Source organism: Blautia parvula (assembly GCF_020215665.1).
In the GTDB taxonomy this organism is placed as follows: Bacteria; Bacillota; Clostridia; order Lachnospirales; family Lachnospiraceae; genus Blautia; species Blautia celeris.
This window is the reverse complement of record NZ_CP084061.1, coordinates 1,188,485-1,210,181: the sequence shown is the minus strand read 5'-3', so window position 1 is coordinate 1,210,181 and position 21,697 is coordinate 1,188,485. Positions and strand designations below refer to the sequence as shown.

The window sequence follows — 21,697 nt, the reverse complement described above, 5'->3', positions numbered from 1 at the left end:
CAGTGCAGGCGCAGCGCTTGAAATGCAGAGTTTACAATGATTTGGATAAGTGTTAAGATAAAGCCAACAGGCAAAAGAGACAAACAGCAGGAGGACTGCTGTAATGAGAGGATTGGATAAATGGGAAAGAAAATAGATGCAGCTCAGACAGTAAAAGAATTCTGTAATGCCTGGTTTGCGCTGGGGGAGCCTTTAAGGGCGGCGGAATTTTTGGACAGTGACGTGCGCTTTGTGGGAGCCGGTGACAGAGAATATGCTCACGGAAAACAGGAAATGCTGGATTATATCCGCAGAGATACCGGGAAAGCAGAGCATGCTTTTTATCCGGCAGTTACTGTCATATATGAGCAGCCCTTGAGTGATGTGCTCTTAAGCCTTTTCTGCAGGCTGGAGCTGAAAAGTGAAGTATATGCCTGGCAGATGGGAGGATATTTTACACTGGAACGTAAGGAGGAACAGTGGAAGATTCGGAATATCTGCCTCTCAGATACAGGAGGAAGCCATGAGGAACTTCTGCACATCTATAATAATATTCCGGGTGCGGTGTTCCGCTGCAGGTTTGACGAATTCTTTTCCGTCATTGAAGCGAATGACGGTCTTTTTGAGTTCCTGGGCTATACCAGGCAGGAATTTGCCGCTATGGGCAACAGGATGTCTTCTGTTATTTATCCCGATGATCTGGAAATTATGGCCGGAAAGCTGAGAGAACAGTTGAAGTACGGCAGTACCATACATAATGAAAACCGTCTGATCTGTAAGGACGGTTCTGTCAAATGGATTTCCATTAAGGCCCAGCTCATCACTGAAAAGTCAGGGGAGCAGTATTTTTACTGTGTATTTGTGGACATCACAGAGGAAAAGCAGAACCAGGAAAGGTCCAGGGAATTGTTTGAAAAGGAGATGGCTTATTTTGCAGAGCTGTCATCCTCCGAGAAAAATTTCCGCGGCCGGATGAATGTGACAAAAAACTGTGTGGAGAGTTATGTGTCGGCCCTGGATGACGCCATCACCCATGTGGGAGCCACCTTTGAGGAGACCGTGCAGAATATGGCCCAGTCTGCCGTGGACTGGCAGTACGGCGAAAAGATCAGCAGTGCCCTTGATAGAGAGAAAGTGCTGGCTGACTACAGTGCGGGAAAGGTGGATTACAAATTTGAATTTCTGAGGAGAAGAAAAGACGGAAGCGTGTTTTGGAGCAATACCAGCTTCCGCTCCTACCTGAATCCCCAGTCCGGTGATATCATTGTCTTTTTTTATACGTTTGACGTGACAGAGCAGAAGATGCAGGAACAGCTTCTGAAAAAGATAACAGATCTCGGTTTTGAACTCATCGCGGACATTGATCTGCGCCGTGACCGGTATCATCTGATCTCCTTTGATGAACGGGCATACGGAATACTTCCCAGGAACGGGTATTTTCAGGCGGAAGTAAAGGAAATGGCAGAGCAGGTGATGGAGGAGGAAGTCAGCAGATATTATCTGGAGCATTTGGAATACAGCTATATGGAGGAGCAGCTTGAGGAGAACGAATCCTACTCCTTTATTGTGGAGATGAAAAATGAAGCCGGGGAACAGCGGGTCAAGCGCTGTGAGGTCTTCTATATAGACAGGGAACTGGGGCGGGCGTGTCTGGCCAGAACAGATGTGACAGACGTGGTGCGCCAGGAGCAGCGGCAGAAGGAGGAGATGGCGGCAGCCCTGGTTGCCGCGGAGCAGGCAAATGCGGCCAAGTCGGATTTCCTCTCCCGTATGAGCCACGAGATCCGCACACCCATGAATGCCATCATCGGCATGAGCACCATTGCGGCCCAGTCCATAGGGGATGATGAGCAGGTGGCAGACTGCATTGCCAAGATTGGCATATCGTCCCGGTTCCTTCTGTCCCTGATCAATGATATTCTGGATATGAGCCGGATCGAGAGCGGCAAGATGCTGCTGAAAAATGAGAAGATACCCACAGAGGAATTTCTAAACGGGATCAACTCCATCTGCCATGCCCAGGCAGCCGCCAAGGGCGTGGATTACGAGTGTATTGTGGACCCGGTGCTGGACGACTATTACATGGGAGATGCCATGAAGCTGCAGCAGGTGCTTATCAATATCCTTTCCAATGCCATTAAATTTACCGGAGAGGGCGGAAAAGTGACCTTTTCGGCGGCCCAGATGCGCAGGACGAAAAACGATGCGGTCCTCCGCTTTGTCATCAATGACACCGGAGTGGGGATGAATGAGGAATTTATTCCCCATATATTTGAACCATTTTCCCAGGAGAGTACAGGCACGACTGCCCTTTACGGAGGGACAGGGCTTGGGCTTGCCATATCCAAAAACATTGTGGATATGATGGACGGGCGTATCATAATCCGTTCCATCAAAGGAATCGGCTCTGAATTTACAGTGGATGTGAAACTCGGAATCACAGAGGAGGAGAAACTGCATCACAACCAGAGGAAGCAGAACTACAATTTCTCCCACCTCAAAACTCTGGTTGTGGATGACGACGTGGCAGTCTGTGAGAGCGCCATGGTCACCCTGAAGGAAATGGGAATATCTGCGGAGTGGGCGGACAGCGGCTTAAAGGCAGTGAACCGGGTAAAGAACCTGTGGAATGACGGAAAATATTTTGACATGATACTCATAGACTGGAAAATGCCGGAGATGGACGGGATTGAGACAGCCCGGCGTATCCGCAGCATTGTAGGGCCTGAGGTGACAATCATCATTATGACGGCATATGACTGGAGTTCCATTGAACATGAGGCAAAGATGGCCGGCGTGAATCTGCTCATCAGCAAGCCCATGTTCAAATCCTCCCTGATCTCTGCGTTCTCCAGGGCACTGGGGAAAAAGGATGAGGAGAAGGAAGAGAAAAAAGAAGCGGACATGGACTATGATTTCACAGGGAAGCGTGTACTTCTGGCAGAGGACCATCCTCTGAACACAGAGATTGCGGTTATGCTGCTGGAGGGGAAGGGATTTACTGTGGACACTGCGGAGAATGGGCTGCGTGCTCTGGAGTTGTTCAGCAAATCCGAAAAAGGGTATTATGATGCCATTTTGATGGATATCCGGATGCCCCTCATGGACGGCCTGACGACAGCTACCAATATCCGCCATCTCAGCAATACGGATGCCAGGACCATTCCGATCATTGCCATGACAGCCAATGCCTTTGACGATGATATTGAGAAGAGCAAGGCTGCCGGCATGAATGCCCATCTGGCAAAACCCATAGACCCGGCAAGGCTTTTTCAGACCTTGTATGACTTTATCTTCAGAAAGGAAGAATAGGGGGCACATGTTCACACACCACTGTCCCGCGAGGTGTTTTTAAGTCTGTCCCGCCTGTTTGCAGACGGCAGGGATTTATGGTAGAATAGTCCATTGAGGTGAAGAATTATGTTGCTTGAAAGTGGAATTTACAGACTGGTTTATGAATATTATGAAGCCAGGATCCTTTTTGGATATTATAGATACGGGGAGAGCCTGCCGTCCATCAACAGAATCTGTGATGTTTTCCAGATGGCTCCCGCGACGGTGAGAAACGCGCTCACTTTGCTTGAGAAGAAGGGATTGATCCGGGTAGACGCCAGAAAAACGGCGAAAGTCATTTACAGGACCACCCCGGAGGAGCTTAGGAAAAATGCGGTGAAGTATTTCGCTCCAAGGGAGGCAGGTATCCAGGAGCTGTGTGAATCAGGGAAACTCCTGTTAGAGCCTCTCTGGCAGGAGGGTGTCCGTAAATGCGGCGAAAAGGAGTGGCAGTGGTTTATGGATGCGCTTTCATCCCCCTTAAGCGGCGCGGTGTCCATGCCGGTGAAATTTTATTATCTGGTGCTTCACGGCATGGGCAATGGGATGGCCCTGAATTTCTACTGGGAGATCATTGGCTATGTACGATTCCCCTATCTGGTGAACCGGGAAGAAAAAGAAGCGGCGCGCTATACCGGTACGGAGAATAACAGGGAACAGGTGGTGACCTGGCTGCATGAACAGTACGCTGCGTTTTATTTTGACGCGGTGAAGGATATCAAGGCGTTTCTGCGGCAGCATGAAAAGGCGGTATTTCCGGAAGGGGCAGAGCAGGTCCCCTTTTATTGCAGTATCTACAGACAGCGGCCGCAGCTCTGCTATACCATGGTGTCTCTGGTGATCAGGGATATCAACCGGGGTGTGTATACTGCGGGGGATTATCTGCCGTCTCTGCCTAAGATGGCGGAGATATACGACGTATCTGTCAGCACGGTGCGCCGTACTTTAAGCCTTCTGAACAGTCTGGGACTGACAAAATCCTATCAGGGAAAAGGAACACAGATCTGCAAAATCGTACGGTCCATGGACTTTTCCAGACCGGAGATCAGGGAAAGTATGCGTCTGTATCTGGAAAGCCTGCAGATACTGGCTCTCACCATACGCCGAATCTCTTATTATACGCTGCAGCATACCAGCGAGGAGGACAGACGCTGGCTGGAGGAGGCGTTTGTCAAGATGCAGAGGAAGGGAAAGAGCTTTTATTCCTTTGAAACATGCCTGTTTTTCATTGAGGAAAAGTGTCCTCTCTCCATTGTGCGGGAGTGTTACGGGAAAATGAGAGAGATGCTTGCCTGGGGATATCCCTTCACCATGCTGAGGCTGCAGGAGCGTTCCCTGCATGAGGAATATGAAGAACGGATCCAGAGGGCTGCCGAAGAACTGGTCAGAAAGGATTATGAAGCGTTTTCCCTGGAATGGGAATCCCTTTTAAAGCATGAGGAGGAAATTATGCGTTTCAGGCTGGAAAGACACCTGACGGCAGAAAAAGAGGAATGATCCGGAATGGAAAGCAGAGGGCAGATGAAAGTTTTCATCTGCCCTCTGCTTTTGTATACAAAGATTCGGGAGCTTATGGTTCCGGCTGACAGATCAAAGTCTTAAGCAAAGTGCGGATATTCTGAAAGGAATCTTTTTTTACTTTTACGGAGATGGTGGCTTCTTTGATCAGTCTTGCCCTGGCAAGCAGTTCTTTTACTGCCGTATCCGCTGTCTGGTCAAGGCCGGCATTTTGATTGGCTTTGATAAAAGCCTCCGTGTCACTGAGTTCTACGGGAGATTCAGCCACGGCGCCTGCAAACAGCCGTGTATCCCTTGTCTCCGGATGAAAGGCGCCTGCAAAATGGACAGTAGGAAAATCAACAGAGCCTCTTATGCTTATCTTTTCAAAGCTGCTTCGGTATCCCTTCCGGGGGAAGGGGAGAAAGAAACCTTCAAGAAGAAAATCCGGCCTTTCCGTGGTTCCGTTTCTGCCGGTATGGTCATGAATGAAAGTCTCTATGGGAACCTGCTGTTTTTCCCCATTTTTAATCATCCGGGCCTGAGCCTCATAGAGGAGCAGAACAGGAGCCAGGTCCGAGTAATAAAGGGCGCGGCACACAGGCGAGTTGGGAATCTGGTGGCACAGGGTTCCCCCTGTCTTAAAGCATTTTTCTATGCTGCTTCTCCAGCAGGCAGACTGGTTAAAATAAAGGCAGCGCCTGTCCTGAAGGATATTTCCCCCTATGGTCCCCATATTCCTTATCTGCGGGGATGCCGTGACGCTGAGAGCCCGGGCAAGAGCGGGATAGGTACCGCAGAGGGCAGCGTTTTCCAAAAGCCCGCTTATGGTGACGGCAGCACCCAGAAACCAGCCCTCGGATGTCTTCTGCACGGCACAGAGGTCCGGAATGTGGGTGATATCCATATAGTTTCCGGAGGGCTTTAAGTCATTTTTTACAAGCGGCATAAGATCGGTTCCGCCGGCAAGGATGACAGGGGATTCTGAAGAGAGGCAGGACAGCGCATCTTTCAATGTCTTCGGTTTATAATACATGGTCATCGCTCCTTACTTTTTGTTTGGTTTTATGAAAAAAAATTCAGACAGTGGTATTTTATTGATCTCTCTGCCGGATGCCTGGGATACGGCATCTGCGATGGCAGGTGCTACGGGTACGGTGGTCAGCTCGCCTACACTTTTGGCGCCTAGAGGGCCGGTGGGTTCAAAATTTTCTATATATTCTCCGTGGATTTCAGGCATATCGCATATGAGGGGGACCCGGTATGTCAATAGGTCTGAAGAGATCACCTTGCCTGCATGGCGGCTGTGTTCCAAAGCCTCTGTCAGAGCGTAGCCCACACCCTGTGCTACACCGCCCTCAATCTGGCCGATGACTGTGAGGGGATTAATGGGGGTGCCCACATCCACCACCTCGATCACGTGCCGCAGGATAATGCTGTTGGTCTTCTTTTCGTATTCCGCTTTTACCATACAGACAGCAAAGGGATTGGGACTTTCTTTTGCTTTATAGCTGGAGTTTCCGATGATCACGGCTCCTTTTATACCGAATACTACCTGATGGGCAGCCTCCTCTAAGGTCAGACACAGATTTTCGGAAGGAATATGGAATTTTTTATCCTCCCCGAACGTAATATCTGCGCTGTCATAACAGTCTGATAAAGCATCCGTCAGTTTTAGGATCACGTCCTGACAGGCCAGCACTACAGCATTTCCGCTTACATACGTCTGGGAACTGCCGAAGGTTCCTGTATCGTAAGGGGTAATGCCTGTATCAGCCGCTGTGATCTTAACATGGGAAAGGGGAATGCCCAGACACTCCGCGGCAATCTGGGAGAGCATGGTTTCACTGCCCTGTCCGATATCGGCAGAACCGGTTATCAGGCGGATGCCGCCGTCATCGCTTACCAGTATGACGGCAGAGCTCATACCCTCCTTGGAGGAGGGGCCGGAGCCATGGCAGGCAAAGGATACGCCCCATGCCTGCCGGATATCCTCATTATCTGCCAGACCTTCTTTTTCGTCGATCTCCCGCCGGATCTCCTGGCAGCGGCGGGCACATTTTTCAATACCGCAGCTTGTGACAGCGGAGGCAGCGGCGGGGAACTTCTCACCGGTCTTGACGTGGTTGCGCAGCCGGAAATCCACAGGATCCAGGTGCAGCCTTCTGGCGATCCGGCTCATCATCAGCTCCCGCCCGAAGGTGAGCTGTGAATTGCCATACCCCCTAAAGGCGCCTGCAGTGGGGCCGTTGGTAGCTACAGTGTACCCGTTAAAGAGGTAGTTGGGAATCCTGTACTGGAATTTTCTGCTGGCTGCAGCCACAATAGTGGGAGTGTGGGTGGTGTAAGGGCCTGCGTTCAGATAAAACTCTGTCTGGAAAGCAGTCAAAATCCCTTGTTTTGTCACACCGAATTTTAAATGTGTCTGCATCTCGTGGCGGACAACAGAGGCGTACATCTCTTCCTCCCTGGTGTTAATGAGTTTTACCGGCCTTCGTATCTTTTTTGACAGCAGGGCAGCGGCTGGCTGGTTATGGAGCTGCTGCCTGGCGCCGAAGCCTCCGCCCATAACAGGCTTCACAATACGGATGTCATTTTCTTCCATCTGAAACAGTTCTGCCAGGATCCTGCGTTCCTGGTAAGGGGTCTGGGAGTTGCTCCAGATATTTAATGTCCTGCCGTCGGAAAAATCACAGATACAGGAGGTAGGTTCCATAGCCACATGCTGTGTGGCCGGAGTGTGGAAGTCATCCTCAAAAATATAGTCAGCCTCTTCAAAGCCTTTTTGGGTATCGCCCATACAGGCTTCTCTTACGGCCAGGATATTGTTTTTGGAGATATGAGGCTGGATGGGGGCAGCATCCTTCCTTAAAGCGTCCTTTATGGTATGTACGGAAGGCAGAATGGTGTAGCTGATCTGCACAGCTTTCGCTGCTTTTAAAAGCGCTTGGGGCGTACGGGCTGCAATTGCCAGGATACGGTCTCCTACACAGAGGGGATGCGTGGTGAGTACCTTCTCATCCTTCATAAGCAGCGGGGACGGAGGAGTTCCGGAGCAGTTATAAAAGGTATCGGGAACCTCCCACGGAAGAAGGGCCCCTATGTATCCTTCGGTTTTTTCCGCTTCCGTCAGATCAATGTGTGTTACCTGTGCGTGGGCGTGAGGGCTTCGGATGATCATGCCGTAAACCATTTTGGGCAGGGAAAGATCATCGGTATAAAGAGCTTTTCCGGTAACTTTTGCGGCAGATTCGTGTCTTGGGATTTTGTGTGCTGCGATTTTATATGGATTCATGGGATACCTCCTCTAATTTCCGGGCTGCATTTTTTACGGCTGCCTCAATTTTGGTATAGCCGGTGCATCTGCATATATTTCCGGAGAGCGCACTCCGAATCTGGGAAGTATCAGGGTTTGGAACCTGATCCAAAAGCGCTTTTGTGGACATGATCATGCCCGGTGTGCAGAATCCGCACTGTACAGCACCTTCTTCTATGTAAGCCTGCTGAATGGGATGAAGTTTTTCCGGTGATTCCAGGCCCTCAATGGTTTCAATTACCCCATTGTCTGCCTGCAGCGCCAGTATACAGCAGGAATTTACAGCCTTGTGGTTTAAAAGCACGGTACAGGCTCCGCACTGTTCGCAGCCGCATCCCTGTTTGGTGCCCGTAAGCCCTGCTTTTTCACGGATGACATCGAGAAGCGTGTCTTCCTCCGTGACGGAAAAAACCATGGTTTCCCGGTTGATGGTGAGAGTAATAGTAAAATAATTCATAGAACGGATACCTCCTGCTTTTTTATTTCTATTATGGAATATATTTGTTGAAGTTTTGTTAAAAAAGTGTTGTTGACTAATCGCCTCTGTCTGCCTATGATAAATAAAAGAAGTGTGCAAAACAAAAAGGGAGAGGATGGCATGGAGAAAGTAGAAGTTTTTCTTTTAGGACCCCCCAGAGTTTATATAAATAAGAAAAGATATTTGTTTCCTTATGGAAGAGCTGAGGGCATGTTTTATTATCTGGTCACCAAAGGGTATGAAAATAAGCAGATTTTGGAAGACATCTTTTGGGGAGACAAATATGACGAAGAAAAGGCCAACAGAAACTACAGAAATGCCCTTTATCATATCAGAAAAGCCTTTGGGAAGGATTTTCTGATCACAGACGGAAGGCAGCAGCTTAAGATCAACCCGGAGGCGGATCTGTGGATCGATCTGGAAGAGATGAAAGGAAATCTTGAAATCCTTTCCGGTAAGGAAAATTTCTGGTATTTGGATCATTTTGAAGTAAAAGAGAGCAGCCAGTTTGAAAGTTTTATACGTCAGAAAAGAGTTGAGACTGCAGAGAAAATTTATTCCCTGGCAGAAGAGGAATTGGGCGGAGAGAAATGCAGATTGGATTTGTGTGAGGAGATATGCAAAAATCTCATTTCCATGGATGAGTTCTGCGAAAAATACTATCAGCTTCTCATGAGATTATACGAAAAAGAAGGCCAGGAAAACCGTGCGGAAATGGTTTACCGGGAGCTTAAGTATATATTGGAACAGGAGCTGGATGAGGTGCCCGGAGAGGAGATAACAAGGCTGTGGCAGAAAATCAGCAGCGCAAAAGAGAGGAAAAGTGTACCCGAGGGAGAAAAGCCGAGGTTATACAAGCAGGAAATCCAGTCAGAAATATGTGAAACCCTGCTAAAATGGATATCCATGTTCTGTGACAGGGCGGAATACAGAAAATTAAAATATTTTTCCGATATTGAGGAAGACCTGTTTGTGGAGGGAATCGAATCTCTTGTCCGCCGGGGTATCATTCAGGAGGAGGAGGAGTCCGGCAGAATTTATTATTCCTTTCCGCTTGAGGAGGAGAGGAAAAGGGTATATGAAAGCCTCAGCCTGACAAAGAGAAAGAGTCTCCACAGACTCATGGCGAAGAGGTTTGAAAAGCAGTTTTTTCTGGGGAAAAATGAGGATATTCTGCCTAAGATCAGCTACCACTATTTTAAGAGCCAGGACAGAGAAAAATCAGATTTTTACCTGAAAGAATATCTGAGCAGATATCTGACGATCGCCCACCAGTATTTTCCGGTGCTGCACAATTATGATGTGATGTATAATACGGAAACCTACCTCAATAATAAAAAGCAGATTGCATTCATCTATGAACAGATGGAAAAATATGTGGAAGCATATAAAGAGTCTGTCAACCCGGAGAGCTTTGAAAAGGACCGGCTGGAGCTTTATCTGACCATGTTGGTGCAGTCTTATGTGAAGATACCGGACTACGAAAGATCCTGGGAATACATCAGGCTGCTGGAGGAGCTGCAGGGCATAACAGAAGAGATTCTGAAGCAGAAGGCATTTATCTGTATGGACACTTACCAGGCAGACGAACTGCTTTGTCTGAGCCGTGAGGGTGTGAATCGGGCGGCTGATACATCTGCGGAACAGGGATTCTGGAAGCGGCTTTTGGGAATTGGCTATATCCTTAAAGGGGAAATGGAAAAAGGCCGTCAGGAGCTGCTTCAGGCAGCAGAGATATTCCTGAGTAAAGAGTGGGCAGAGGAATGGGGGGCCAATGCTGCGGTGGCATACAGCTGGCTTGGGGAGATTGGCAGGCTGACAAAGGATTATGACAGTGCCATGGAATACTATAGAAAATCTCTGGATATCAACGCCAATGTCCATAATATCAGCGGCAAGACCCTGCTCTACCTTCATATGGGGAAAGGACTGTTTGATACAGGAAATGACAAGATGGCGGAGCGGTATATAAAAGCCGCTGTGCAGAGCTTTGAACATCTCCACGTAATGTTTAAAAGAAGCAGTGCCTATTCCTATGAAGCGGTTCTGTTATTCAGAAAGGGAGACTTTGAGGGCGGGGCAGTGTACCTGGAAAAAGCCGGGCAGTCTGCTGTATACAGCAGGGACCCCTTTGAACGATGTCTCTACATCAGGATCATCAGTCTGATTACCAAGAGCAGCGCCTGTCCCTGCAGGTGCAGGAAGAGGCTGGAAGAAAACAGACAGGCATTTAGTGAAAAAGAAGAACAGGCAAAAATCCCATCCCTATGGGAAAGAAAATATCTTGACCAATTCTGCATTTTTTAAACAAAATTTAGATGAAAATATCTTATATTTTCAGAAAAACAGCACGGCAGTGCTGGCAGAATGGGAGAGAACACGATGGAGAAAATTATTTTGGATGGAAACAGCCTTACCTTGGACCAGATTTATGAGGTGGTATATGACGGGGCCTGTGTGGAAATCTCAGAGGAGGCTTTGAAACGGGCGGAAAAGGCAAAGCATGTCCTATACCGGATGGTGGACTCGGAAACGCCTGTTTACGGGACAAACAGAGGGGTAGGATGGAACAAGGACAGGAAAGTCTACAATGAGTATTTTGACCAGTATAATAAAAACCTTCTGCGTTCCCATTCTCTTTGCGTACCTCCGTATTGTACGGAGGAGGAAATACGGGCTGTCATGCTGATCCGCCTGAACACAGCTCTGTATGGCTGTGCAGGGCTTTCCACGGAGGTGCTGAAGCGCTACAGGGATTTCCTGAATAAGAGGATACATCCCCTGGTTCCCAGAAGGAGTTCTGTGGGGGAAGCTGACCTGGCGGTCAATGCCATGATCGGCATGTCCATGATCGGAGAAAATGATGTGCTCTATAAAGGCCGGCCCACAGACAGCCTGAAAGCCATGGAAACGGAGGGACTGAAGCCGCTGGTCCTCGGCCCGAAGGACGGTCTCGGAATCGTGTCCTCCAACTCTCAGGCGGCGGCCATGACAGCCCTTCTTCTGAAGGAGGTAAAAGAGCTGACAGCCAACTCCAATCTTATTTACTGTATTGGCCTGGAGGGATTGAACGGACAGATTCAGCAGCTTGACAAAAGTGTGACAGAGGCAAAGGGATTTCCGGAACAGACGGAATGCGCCCGGGAATGTCTGGCTATGCTGGAGGGCAGCTATCTCTTTGACGGCACAGAGGGCAAGGCTCTCCAGGACCCCTTAAGCTTCAGGGATTCCGCTTTTATAAACGGGTCCATACTGGAATGCATCAGACTGCTGGAGATGAGCCTTGAGCAGCATCTGAACCACTCGGATGACAATCCCTGTGTCCTTCCTGATGAGGGGCGGGTATCCGTGAGCTGTAATTTTGAGCCTCTGAATCTGGTGCTGAAGGCAGAGATGCTGAATATAGCCCTGAACCATATGTCAAAGGGTGCGTGCCACAGGATATTGAAGCTGGCTGACCCTGATTTTACAGGGCTTCCCCGGTTTTTATCTCCTGACGGGGGCAAGACGGTCATCGGATATTCCACGATCCAGAAGACGTTTACCTCTCTGGACACAGAGAACCGGTCTCTGGCAAATCCTTCTTCCATGGATTTCCTGGCATTGTCCGGGTATATTGAGGACCATGCTTCCAACGCGGTTCTGGCATTGGAAAAGTCCTTTCAGATCGTGGATAATCTGAGATATATTCTGGGAATGGAGCTGATGCACGCTGCCCAGGCGGTAGATCTCAGGAGAAATTATAAGCTGGGGAAATGTTCCGGAAAGGCATTCAGGGAGTACCGGAAGATCGTTCCGTTTCTGGATCGGGACAGGAAGCTGTCCGTGGATATTCAGAATTCTTACGAGGCGGTAAAAAATAATACACTGCTGAAGGCAGGAGGATGGCTATAGTCCTGTGAAGCGGCAGGGAAAACAGGAGGCAGGTGATGGATTCACCTGCCTCCTGCCTGTCTTAGATAACGTTGTATTCTTTCAGCAGATCTTCGATCACAGTGCCGGAGATCTTCCGCAGGGCTTTCTTTTCCACCAGCTTCATGATCCAGGGCACTTTCATCTCGATAGCTTTCTTACCGTCCAGCATTTTTGAAGTGGCATCCAGAAGCGCGCGGATGTCATAGCAGGAGGCGTAGACTTCCGGAACACCCCGGTCCACATCCAGAAGAGTGTAGACCGCCTCCATGGCTGTCCGCACAGAGTATTCTGTGGTGAATACCGTATCTCTTACTGTATCCGCGAACTGGCCGATAAATGCGAAGTTCACACATCCTTCCGGTACTACCTTGGGTCTGTCACCTGCTGTTCTGGGCATGAAGAAGGCTGTGATATAGGGCATCATGCAGGGAATGCAGCGGGCGGAGTTAGCTGCCATATCCGGTATCTCTTCCACGGGAACGCCCAGATGGTACAGCCATTCCTCCGTGATCTCTCTTCCGGTACATTCCCGCATGGGCTTTTTCACATAATCCCCGGGAACATCCGTGAACAGGCCGTAGACCCAGACTACAAGCTGGTCTTTTGGCTGTTCTTTAAAATGGGGCTGGCGGTTCAGGGTATAGCTCATGAGCCAGGAGGAGTCCTTACAGGTCACAATGCCTCCGGTCACCACTTTGCCGCTGAAGGGGTCACGTTTGCAGACTTTTTGGATATAGGGCGGGATCCTGTCATCCAGTGTGGTGACTGTGGCGGATTCCCAGGTGGTTTTGTCTGTCTCGCTGCAGAACTTGTCGGGATTGCCGAAGGAGAGGTCCTGGGCCGCTATGTTCTTCCACAGTTCCCAGCATCCGCCGGGAGTGTCGTTTAACACAGGGGCATGGTCATCATCTCCCAGGCTGGAGTTCTCCGTGCAGCTTCCGTTGGTGACGAATACCAGGTCGTCGTCCAGCAGGTCAATGCACTCCTCCTGCCCATTATGGATCATCAGAATTTTCCGGGCAGCCTTTTTCTCAGGAGTGATGTCAAAGATCACATTGGTCACTCTGGTGTCATACTGGAAGTGGACCCCGTGGGCTTCCAGATATTTTACCATGGGGAGGATCAGGGATTCATACTGGTTATACTTGGTAAACTTCAGGGCGGACAGGTCGGGAAGGCCGCCGATGTGATGGATGAAACGCTGGATATACAGCTTCATCTCCAGGGCGCTGTGCCAGTCCTCAAAGGCAAACATGGTTCTCCAGTAGAGCCAGAAGTTGGACTTGAAGAACTCCTCTGTAAAGACATCATTTATCTTTTTGTCGTACAGGTCTTCATCCTTTGTGAAGAAGAGCTGCATGATCTCCATGGCGGCTTTGTCACTGAGGGCGAATTTATTGTCTGTGTGGGCATCCTCACCTCTGTTCTCGGTGACACGCATGAGAGAGTAGTTTGGATCCTTTTTATTCAGCCAGTAGAATTCATCCAGAACGGACGCATCCTCTGTTTCCAGGGAAGGGATGGAGCGGAACAGGTCCCAGAGGCACTCAAAATGGTTTTCCATCTCACGGCCGCCCCGGATGATAAAACCTTTCTGGGCATCATGAATGCCGTCACAGGCGCCGCCAGGCAGGGACAACTCCTCCAGAATGTGGATGTGTTCCCCTTTCATCTGCCCGTCCCTCACCAGAAAGCAGGCGGCTGCCAGGGAAGCCAGTCCGGAACCGACCAGATATGCGGATTTGCGGTCAACGCCCTCAGGCTTTACCGGGTGTGCGAATGCTTCATAATTTCCATTGCTGTAATACATATGAATACCTCCTTGTTTGATAGGAATCATTATTTGTTTTTTTATCTGTCTTTACTATAAACGGAGAGAGAAAAGAATGCTATAAACAGAAAATGCGCAGTGTCAAAAGTTTTGACACTGCGCATAAAGTGTATAAAAGATTAATGTTTTTTATCTGTCCGGAACCGTTCCAACGCCCCGGTGATGGTGCCGTGGACTAAGAGGCTTAAGCGGTCAGTCATGGCCTCCGGTTTTTCCTTCATGCCGTTCTCGATCCATTCACAGACCAGACCCACAAAGGCGTATTTGTAAAAGTCCGCAATGAACTGTTTGTCCGCGTCCCGGACAGCCATATCCTCTGCTTTTTCCTCGATAACGCCCAGCAGGAGGCGGTACATTTGCTGAAAGAGAAAATGTTCCAGGTATTCCCGGCTGACAGAATGATATGTGTTCCTGACAAAATTCCGGTTGTTCAGTATATAGGAGAGGATTTGAAGAAAGCCTTCCTGCCAGGTGTCATATGTGGTCTTTTCCCCCAGCCGTTTTTCTGCCTCATTGATGTAGATCCATTCGATCAGGTCATAGATATCCTGAAAATGGTAGTAAAAGGTCTGGCGGTTCACACCGCAGTCTTCCGAAATGTCCACCACGGTTATCTTTTCCAGGGGTTTTTGTTCCATCAGATGTTTCAGGGACTGGGCAAGGGCCCGCTTGGTAGTCTGCGACATATTCCGCTCCTTTCCTGCGTGTGTTTATCTTTCCAGAAGATCTCTGTAAAATCCCGGGTAGGAGATATCCACACAGTCTGCCTGCAGGATCTCTGTCTCGCCCTTTGCCGCTATGCCGGCCACGGCAAAGGACATGGCGATCCGGTGGTCCAGATGGCTTTCAAGCACAGCTCCGTGAAGCGGCCGTCCTCCCCGGATGATCATTCCGTCCTCTGTTCCTGTGACGTCAGCGCCCATTGCGCTTAGATGGTGTACCAGAATATCCAGACGGTTGGATTCCTTGACTTTCAGTTCCTGCGCGTCCCGGATGACGGTGCGGCCTTCCGCGAAGGCGGCCAGCACGGCAAGGACGGGAAGTTCATCGATAAGTGTGGGAATCTCAGCCCCCTCAATGACAGTTCCTTTTAACGCGCTGTGTCTGACCAGCAGATCTGCCACCGGCTCCCTGCCGTGTTCCCTCTTGTTCAGGATGGCAATGTCAGCGCCCATACGGCGGCATACGCCGAGGATGCCGTCTCTTGTGGGATTGATGCCCACATTTTTGATCAGCAGCTCGGAACCCGGCACCAAAAGGGCGGCAGCGATGAAATAAGCGGCGGAGGAGATGTCTCCCGGCACGGCAACGTCCTGTCCTGTAAGCTTCGGCTCCGGCTGTATGGTCACGGTGCAGTTCTCTGTTTTTATGTCCGCGCCGAAGCTTGCCAGCATACGTTCGGAATGGTCTCTGGAGATATAGGGTTCCGTGACGCTTGTCTCCTTATCCGCATACAGCCCTGCCAGAAGAACACAGGATTTTACCTGAGCGGAGGCCACAGGGGATTCGTAATGGATGCCCTGCAGCCGGCTGCCACGGATCGCAAGGGGAGCACAGCCGTTTTCCCGAAGACTTTTAACATCCGCGCCCATCATGGAGAGGGGAGTGATGATCCGTTTCATGGGGCGCCTGCAGATGGAGGCGTCTCCGGTCAGTGTGCTCTCAAAGGACTGTCCGGCCAGTATGCCGGAGATGAGTCTTGCCGTGGTTCCGCTGTTGCCCACGTCCAGAATATCTGTCGGCGCATGGAGGCCGTGGAGACCGTTTCCGTGCACCAGGATCTCTTCCGGGAATTCTTCAATGGAGATGCCCATTTTCCGGAAGCAGGCAATGGTGGAGAGGCAGTCCGCCCCTCTTAAAAAATTGGTGATCCTTGTGGTTCCCCGGGAGATGGCTCCCAGCATAACTGCGCGGTGGGAGATGGATTTATCTCCGGGTATGGTAACTTCGCCTTTTAAGGCTTCTGTCTTTCTGAATTTCATGGATGACTCCTAACGTTCATATATGATGTAGTTCCGTTTTCCAAGCTGTTCTGCAGCTTCTTTCTGGGCGTCCTGATCATAGAAGTCGATCTTTAATACACCCTCGTCGAATTCACGGTTATGGATAATGCCGATATTTTTTATACTGATATTATTCATGGACAGGATGGTAGCGATGGTGGCAATGGCACCTGTCTCATCAATGATATCGCAGTAGAGGGCATACTCTTTCTTGATCGGGCCGCTGGAGGTGTCGCTTATGGAATCCCTGTACTCCCTGGAATCCTGAAACATCTGATACAGGCCTTCCCCGTCCCGCTGGTCCACCAGATATTTTGCCTGTACGATCAGGCGGATGAACTCATCCAGGACCTGGGAAATGTTATCCGGGTTTTCCATGCAGATCTGCTGCCACATATGGGGGGAGGAGGAAGCAATCCTGGTAATGTCCTTAAATCCCCCCGCGGCAATGGACTTCATATGTTCGGATGGGGAATCCAGTTTATTCACCAGATTCACAAGGGCAGCTGCCACCACATGAGGGAGATGGCTGACCGCGGCGGTAATGTAGTCATGCTCCTCCCAGGTCAGTATCATAGGCAGGGCGCCGATGGAAGTCACAAGCTCTGTGTAGACCCCTATCTTATCAAGCCCTACCTCCTCGGAAGGAGTAAGGATATAGTAAGCATTTTCAATCAGATGGTCTGTGGAGTGCTCATAGCCGGTCTTCTCGCTTCCCGCCATGGGGTGTCCGCCGATAAAATTGGGGGCCATGGAGAGCGCGGTGATCTCCTTATGTATCTCACCTTTCACACTTCCCACATCAGTCAGAATGCAGCCCGGCCTTATGATCTGCTTCAGCCAGGGGAGACATTCTATATTATAGTCCACGGTGGCGCATAGGAAAATGATATCACAGAGGGCGAATTTGGAATCATGCTCATCACAGGCAATATCCACAATACCATCAAAGACGGCGTCCTCCAAAGTGTCCCTGGTCCGGTTGTAGGCCAGAATCTGGTATTCCGGATGAAATTTCCGGATGGCTTTGGCTATGGAACCGCCGATTAAACCGAGACCAATAAAGCCAATCGTAGTTGTTTCCATTGAAATATGCTCCTTCTTCTTATTGTGACAACAGAAAACCTGCAGCGAAGCTTCTGTCGTTAATAAACAGCGGGTTTTTGTGTCCGCCAAACAGTATTATTTTATGACAAGGAGCGCCAATTGTCAACGATTTTGCGCTTTAAAGCGTTGCACTGTAATTTTGACCAATAAAAGAGAAAAATTTCTTGTCTAATTTGAATAAAATACTTGAATTGTTGCTATCTTTTTAGTAAAATATATACATATCAAAAATTGGGAGGTATTACATATGGACGTTTTCAGAAGCGACAGAATAAGAAATGTGGTCCTGCTCGGTCATGGCGGTGCCGGAAAGACAAGTCTGGTGGAGGCAATGGCTTACTTGTCAGGTATTACGAACCGCTTGGGAAAGGTAACAGATGGTAACACGGTAAGTGATTATGATAAAGAGGAGATTAAAAGAAAATTCTCAATTTCGACATCTGTGGTTCCGATTCAATGGGGGAAAGTAAAGATCAATGTACTGGACACCCCGGGCTATTTCGACTTTGTAGGGGAAGTGGAGGAAGCAGTTGCAGCAGCCGATGCAGCGATCATTGTGGTTTCAGGTAAAGCAGGCGTACAGGTAGGGACACAGAAAGCCTGGGAGATGTGTGAAAAATACAATCTTCCCCGCATGTTCTTTGTAACAGAGATGGATGTGGACAATGTAAGCTACAGAAAAGTAGTGGAAAGCCTGACAGAACTGTACGGAAAGAAAATCGCGCCGATCCATATGCCGATCCGTGAGAATGAAGAATTCGTAGGCTATGTAAACATCGTGAAACAGGCCGGAAGAAGATACATCGACAGAGGTCAGAAAAAAGAATGTCCGGTTCCTGAGTATCTGCAGGATTATCTGGAGCAGTATCATGACACATTGATGGAATCCGTAGCGGAGATCAGTGAGGAATTCATGGACCGCTACTTTGCAGGGGAAGAATTCTCCGTGGCAGAGGTTTCCGCCGCCCTGAAGATGAATATTTCAGACGGCAGCATCATCCCGGTATGTATGGGCTCCACGGTGAACGTGCAGGGCGTTGCCAACCTGCTGGATGATATCTGCGGCTATTTCCCAAGTCCGGATCAGAAGACATGCGCAGGCATGAATGCCAAGACAAATGAGATTTACCAGGCGAACTATGATTTTGCAAAAGCAAAATCTGCATACGTGTTCAAGACCATTGTGGATCCGTTCCTGGGTAAATATTCCCTGGTCAAGGTCTGCTCCGGTGTTATCAAAGGCGATGACACCTTATACAATGCGACCAAGGATTCCGAAGAGAAATTAAATAAACTGTACGTGCTGGAAGGCTCCAAACCCATTGAGGTGCCGGAACTCCACGCAGGCGATATCGGTGCCATTGCCAAACTGAACACCGTAGCTACAGGAGATACCCTTTCCACAAAGAGCACACCCATCGTATTCGGCAAGACCGAGATTTCCGTTCCGTATACATACAAACGCTATAATACGGTGAACAAGGGCGATGATGACAAGGTTTCCCAGGCCCTCTCCAAGATGATGCAGGAAGATCTGACTCTGCGTGTGGAGAATGATTCCGCCAACCGCCAGACACTGATCTACGGGATCGGTGAGCAGCACCTTGACATTGTGGTGAGCAAACTGAAAGAGCGTTATAAAGTGGACATTGAACTTTCCAAACCGAGAGTTCCGTTCCGCGAGACAATCCGCAAAAAAGCCGATGTGGAAGCAAAATATAAGAAACAGTCCGGCGGACATGGTCAGTACGGTCACGTTAAGATGACATTCGAGCCTTCCGGTGATCTGGAGAAGCCTTATGTATTTGAGCAGATCGTAGTGGGCGGCGCAGTTCCCAAGAACTACTTCCCGGCAGTGGAGAAGGGTGTTCAGGACTCTGTGATAAAAGGACCTCTGGCTGCCTATCCGGTAGTGGGTGTGAAGGCTGTGCTCTATGATGGTTCCTATCATCCGGTAGACTCCTCTGAGATGGCGTTCAAGACAGCCGCTGTCCAGGCATTTAAGAAGGGCTTCATGGAAGCCTCACCGGTTCTGCTGGAGCCGATCGTATCCATGAAGGTAACCGTTCCGGATAAATACACCGGTGATGTTATGGGAGATCTGAACAAACGCCGCGGCCGTGTGCTGGGCATGAATCCTGATCCGGACCATAAGGGATGCACCGTGGTGGAGGCAGATGTGCCTATGCTGTCCATCTATGGATACTCCACAGACCTGCGTTCCATGACAGGCGGAAGCGGTAACTTCGCTTTTGAATTCTCACGCTATGAGCAGGCTCCTTCTGATATCCAGGAGAAAGAGATTGCAGCCCGCGCAAGTGCGGAAGAGAACGAATAATCAGATATTTTTGCCCCGGAAACTGAAAGATTCGGTTTTCCGGGGCTTTTTCATGAAAAAAACTTGTAACCCGCCTTTTCTCATGGTAAACTGTTCCCTAAGCTAAAGAAAGGATTTGATAAAAGTATGAAGAAAAAAATTGCGGCGGGTCTTGCTGTGGTAGTTCTGGCATTTCTCTATTACTATTTTACTCTGCCGGCCATCAACATTCATGAAAGTGGATTCTGGTTCTTCCTGGTCGCCATTGTAGTGGTGATACTGGCAGTATACGGAATCAGGAAACGCTTCCACAGTGTGGGGGACGTAAAAAAGAACAAAGTGATGAAGGGTGGACTGCTGGTGATCGGGGCGATCATTGTTGTGTACGCCATCGGAAGCCTGCTGTCATCCCCTATTATCAATGCCAACAAGTATCAGAAGATTGTTATCCCCGAAGAAAGAGATTTTACAGAAGATATTGAGGAAATCAGCTACAACCAGATTCCTCTTCTCGATAAAGATTCCGCAGGACTTCTGGGAAACAGAAAGATGGGAAGCATGGTGGATATGGTCTCTCAGTTTGAGGTCAGTGATATCTACTCACAGATCAATTACCAGGGACAGCCTTACCGAGTGACCCCTCTTGTCTACGCCAGCCCCATCAAATGGCTGACGAACCAGAAAGAGGGCATTCCGGCCTATATCCGAATCGATATGGCAACCCAGAATACAGAGCTTGTGAAACTGGATGAGGGGATCAAATATTCCGAGTCCGAATATTTCAACAGAAATATTTACAGGCATCTGCGGTTCAATTATCCCACATATATGTTTGACCAGCTCAGCTTTGAGATCAACGATGAGGGAGTTCCTTATTGGATCTGTCCGGTAAAGAAATTCAACATTGGCCTTTTCGGCGGACAGACCATCGGCAAGGTGGTCCTCTGTAATGCCATCACCGGAGAGACAACAGAATATAACATAAAAGACTGTCCCCAGTGGGTGGACCGTGCCTATCCGGCAGATCTTCTGATCCAGCTCTATAACTATCACGGAATGCTGAAAAACGGATTTTTTAACAGCGTTCTGGGACAGAAAGGCTGTCTCAAAACAACAGACGGCTATAATTATCTGGCGCTGGAGGACGACGTGTGGGTATACACAGGCATTACCTCTGTCAGCGGCGACCGCTCCAATGTGGGATTTGTGCTGATGAACCAGCGTACCATGGAGACCAGGTACTATTCCTGTGCCGGCGCGGAGGAGTATTCCGCTATGGAGTCCGCGGAAGGTCAGGTACAGAACTTAAAATATACGGCAGCCTTCCCGCTGCTTCTGAATATTTCCGGGGAGCCCACATATTTTATGGCTCTGAAAGACGGCGGAGGTCTGGTTAAGAAGTACGCAATGGTCAATATCCAGAAATACCAGAATGTAGCCATAGGAGATACTGTGGCAGAATGTGAGAAAGCCTATGTGAAGCTGCTGGCTGCCAACGGGATTTCCTCCGGCACCGAGACGCTCACTTCCCAGACCGTATCCGGTAAGATCAAGCGGGTGGCCCAGGCCGTCATGGATGGAAATTCCCACTTCTATGTGGTGCTGGAGAACAAGGATCTGGTGTTTGATTTTCCGGTTACAGAATATCCTGAAATTATAAAATATGACGTGGGAGATACCCTTACCATTGAATACACGGAAGGGGAGCCGGCCTGTACGGTGCTCTCACTGGAAGAATAGGATTTTTTTGGGAAGAAACAGCATAGAGTCTTGACAAAATCTGGCGATATCGGTAGAATAACAGATAGTCTATGACAAATAGCCAATATGAGAGAGACTTTGATGAGGAGTAGTAGAGAGTGTCCTTTATCCCAGAGAGCTGCCGGCTGGTGTGAGGCAGTATAGAGAAGCTTTTGAACTG

Annotated in this window: 13 protein-coding genes and 1 other annotated feature (1 of these 14 only partly in view); of the genes, 6 read left to right on the top strand and 7 right to left on the bottom strand. The window is 49.2% G+C overall.

The window, feature by feature from the left end; all coding sequences use genetic code 11:
• The first annotated feature begins 120 nt into the window (after positions 1 to 120).
• Together LC508_RS05755 and LC508_RS05750 are read left to right on the top strand one after the other, a co-directional pair.
• Positions 121 to 3,291 carry a response regulator gene (locus LC508_RS05755; protein ID WP_118594091.1) on the top strand — a complete coding sequence of 1,057 codons (3,171 nt, stop codon included), beginning with the start codon at positions 121 to 123 and terminating at the stop codon, positions 3,289 to 3,291.
• A gap of 108 nt (positions 3,292 to 3,399) precedes the next feature.
• Positions 3,400 to 4,809, top strand: a complete 1,410-nt coding sequence (locus LC508_RS05750; protein ID WP_103733209.1) for a GntR family transcriptional regulator — start codon at positions 3,400 to 3,402, stop codon at positions 4,807 to 4,809.
• Positions 4,810 to 4,882: 73 nt separating this feature from the next.
• On the opposite strand, the gene LC508_RS05745 is transcribed toward LC508_RS05750, so the two are convergent.
• The 3 genes from LC508_RS05745 to LC508_RS05735 are packed head-to-tail and all read right to left on the bottom strand — an operon-like array spanning position 4,883 to position 8,582.
• Complete coding sequence (locus tag LC508_RS05745; RefSeq protein WP_158587326.1) at positions 4,883 to 5,845, bottom strand: FAD binding domain-containing protein; 963 nt, start codon at positions 5,843 to 5,845, stop codon at positions 4,883 to 4,885.
• Positions 5,846 to 5,857: 12 nt separating this feature from the next.
• Positions 5,858 to 8,104, bottom strand: coding sequence for a xanthine dehydrogenase family protein molybdopterin-binding subunit (locus LC508_RS05740; protein ID WP_103732040.1), 2,247 nt, complete (start codon positions 8,102 to 8,104; stop codon positions 5,858 to 5,860).
• The gene (locus LC508_RS05735; protein ID WP_103732039.1) at positions 8,091 to 8,582 is read right to left on the bottom strand and encodes a (2Fe-2S)-binding protein; all 492 of its coding nucleotides are present in this window, start codon (positions 8,580 to 8,582) and stop codon (positions 8,091 to 8,093) included. The genes LC508_RS05740 and LC508_RS05735 overlap by 14 nt, the downstream gene beginning before the upstream one ends.
• Positions 8,583 to 8,723: 141 nt before the next feature.
• Between LC508_RS05735 and LC508_RS05730 the strand changes: the two genes are divergently transcribed.
• Both LC508_RS05730 and LC508_RS05725 read left to right on the top strand, forming a co-directional pair.
• Positions 8,724 to 10,910: a BTAD domain-containing putative transcriptional regulator gene (locus tag LC508_RS05730; protein ID WP_158587325.1), complete on the top strand. Its 2,187-nt coding sequence runs from the start codon at positions 8,724 to 8,726 to the stop codon at positions 10,908 to 10,910.
• A 75-nt stretch (positions 10,911 to 10,985) separates the two neighbouring features.
• Positions 10,986 to 12,497 carry an HAL/PAL/TAL family ammonia-lyase gene (locus LC508_RS05725; RefSeq protein WP_103732037.1) on the top strand — a complete coding sequence of 504 codons (1,512 nt, stop codon included), beginning with the start codon at positions 10,986 to 10,988 and terminating at the stop codon, positions 12,495 to 12,497.
• A gap of 61 nt (positions 12,498 to 12,558) precedes the next feature.
• On the opposite strand, the gene LC508_RS05720 is transcribed toward LC508_RS05725, so the two are convergent.
• From LC508_RS05720 to LC508_RS05705, 4 genes are all read right to left on the bottom strand, one after another.
• Complete coding sequence (locus LC508_RS05720; protein ID WP_103732036.1) at positions 12,559 to 14,328, bottom strand: oleate hydratase; 1,770 nt, start codon at positions 14,326 to 14,328, stop codon at positions 12,559 to 12,561.
• A 140-nt stretch (positions 14,329 to 14,468) separates the two neighbouring features.
• The gene (locus LC508_RS05715) at positions 14,469 to 15,035 is read right to left on the bottom strand and encodes a TetR/AcrR family transcriptional regulator (protein ID WP_033140346.1); all 567 of its coding nucleotides are present in this window, start codon (positions 15,033 to 15,035) and stop codon (positions 14,469 to 14,471) included.
• Between the two features lie 24 nt (positions 15,036 to 15,059).
• Positions 15,060 to 16,331 (bottom strand): 3-phosphoshikimate 1-carboxyvinyltransferase, encoded by a 1,272-nt coding sequence (gene aroA, locus LC508_RS05710; protein WP_103732035.1) that lies wholly within the window; start codon positions 16,329 to 16,331, stop codon positions 15,060 to 15,062.
• Positions 16,332 to 16,340: 9 nt separating this feature from the next.
• Positions 16,341 to 17,438 (bottom strand): prephenate dehydrogenase, encoded by a 1,098-nt coding sequence (locus tag LC508_RS05705; protein ID WP_033140344.1) that lies wholly within the window; start codon positions 17,436 to 17,438, stop codon positions 16,341 to 16,343.
• Positions 17,439 to 17,706: 268 nt separating this feature from the next.
• Between LC508_RS05705 and LC508_RS05700 the strand changes: the two genes are divergently transcribed.
• Together LC508_RS05700 and LC508_RS05695 are read left to right on the top strand one after the other, a co-directional pair.
• Positions 17,707 to 19,797, top strand: a complete 2,091-nt coding sequence (locus LC508_RS05700) for an elongation factor G (RefSeq protein WP_033140343.1) — start codon at positions 17,707 to 17,709, stop codon at positions 19,795 to 19,797.
• Between the two features lie 126 nt (positions 19,798 to 19,923).
• Complete coding sequence (locus LC508_RS05695) at positions 19,924 to 21,516, top strand: hypothetical protein (protein WP_033140342.1); 1,593 nt, start codon at positions 19,924 to 19,926, stop codon at positions 21,514 to 21,516.
• Positions 21,517 to 21,606: 90 nt separating this feature from the next.
• Positions 21,607 to 21,697 (top strand) — a binding site (T-box leader) (it continues 140 nt past the right edge of the window).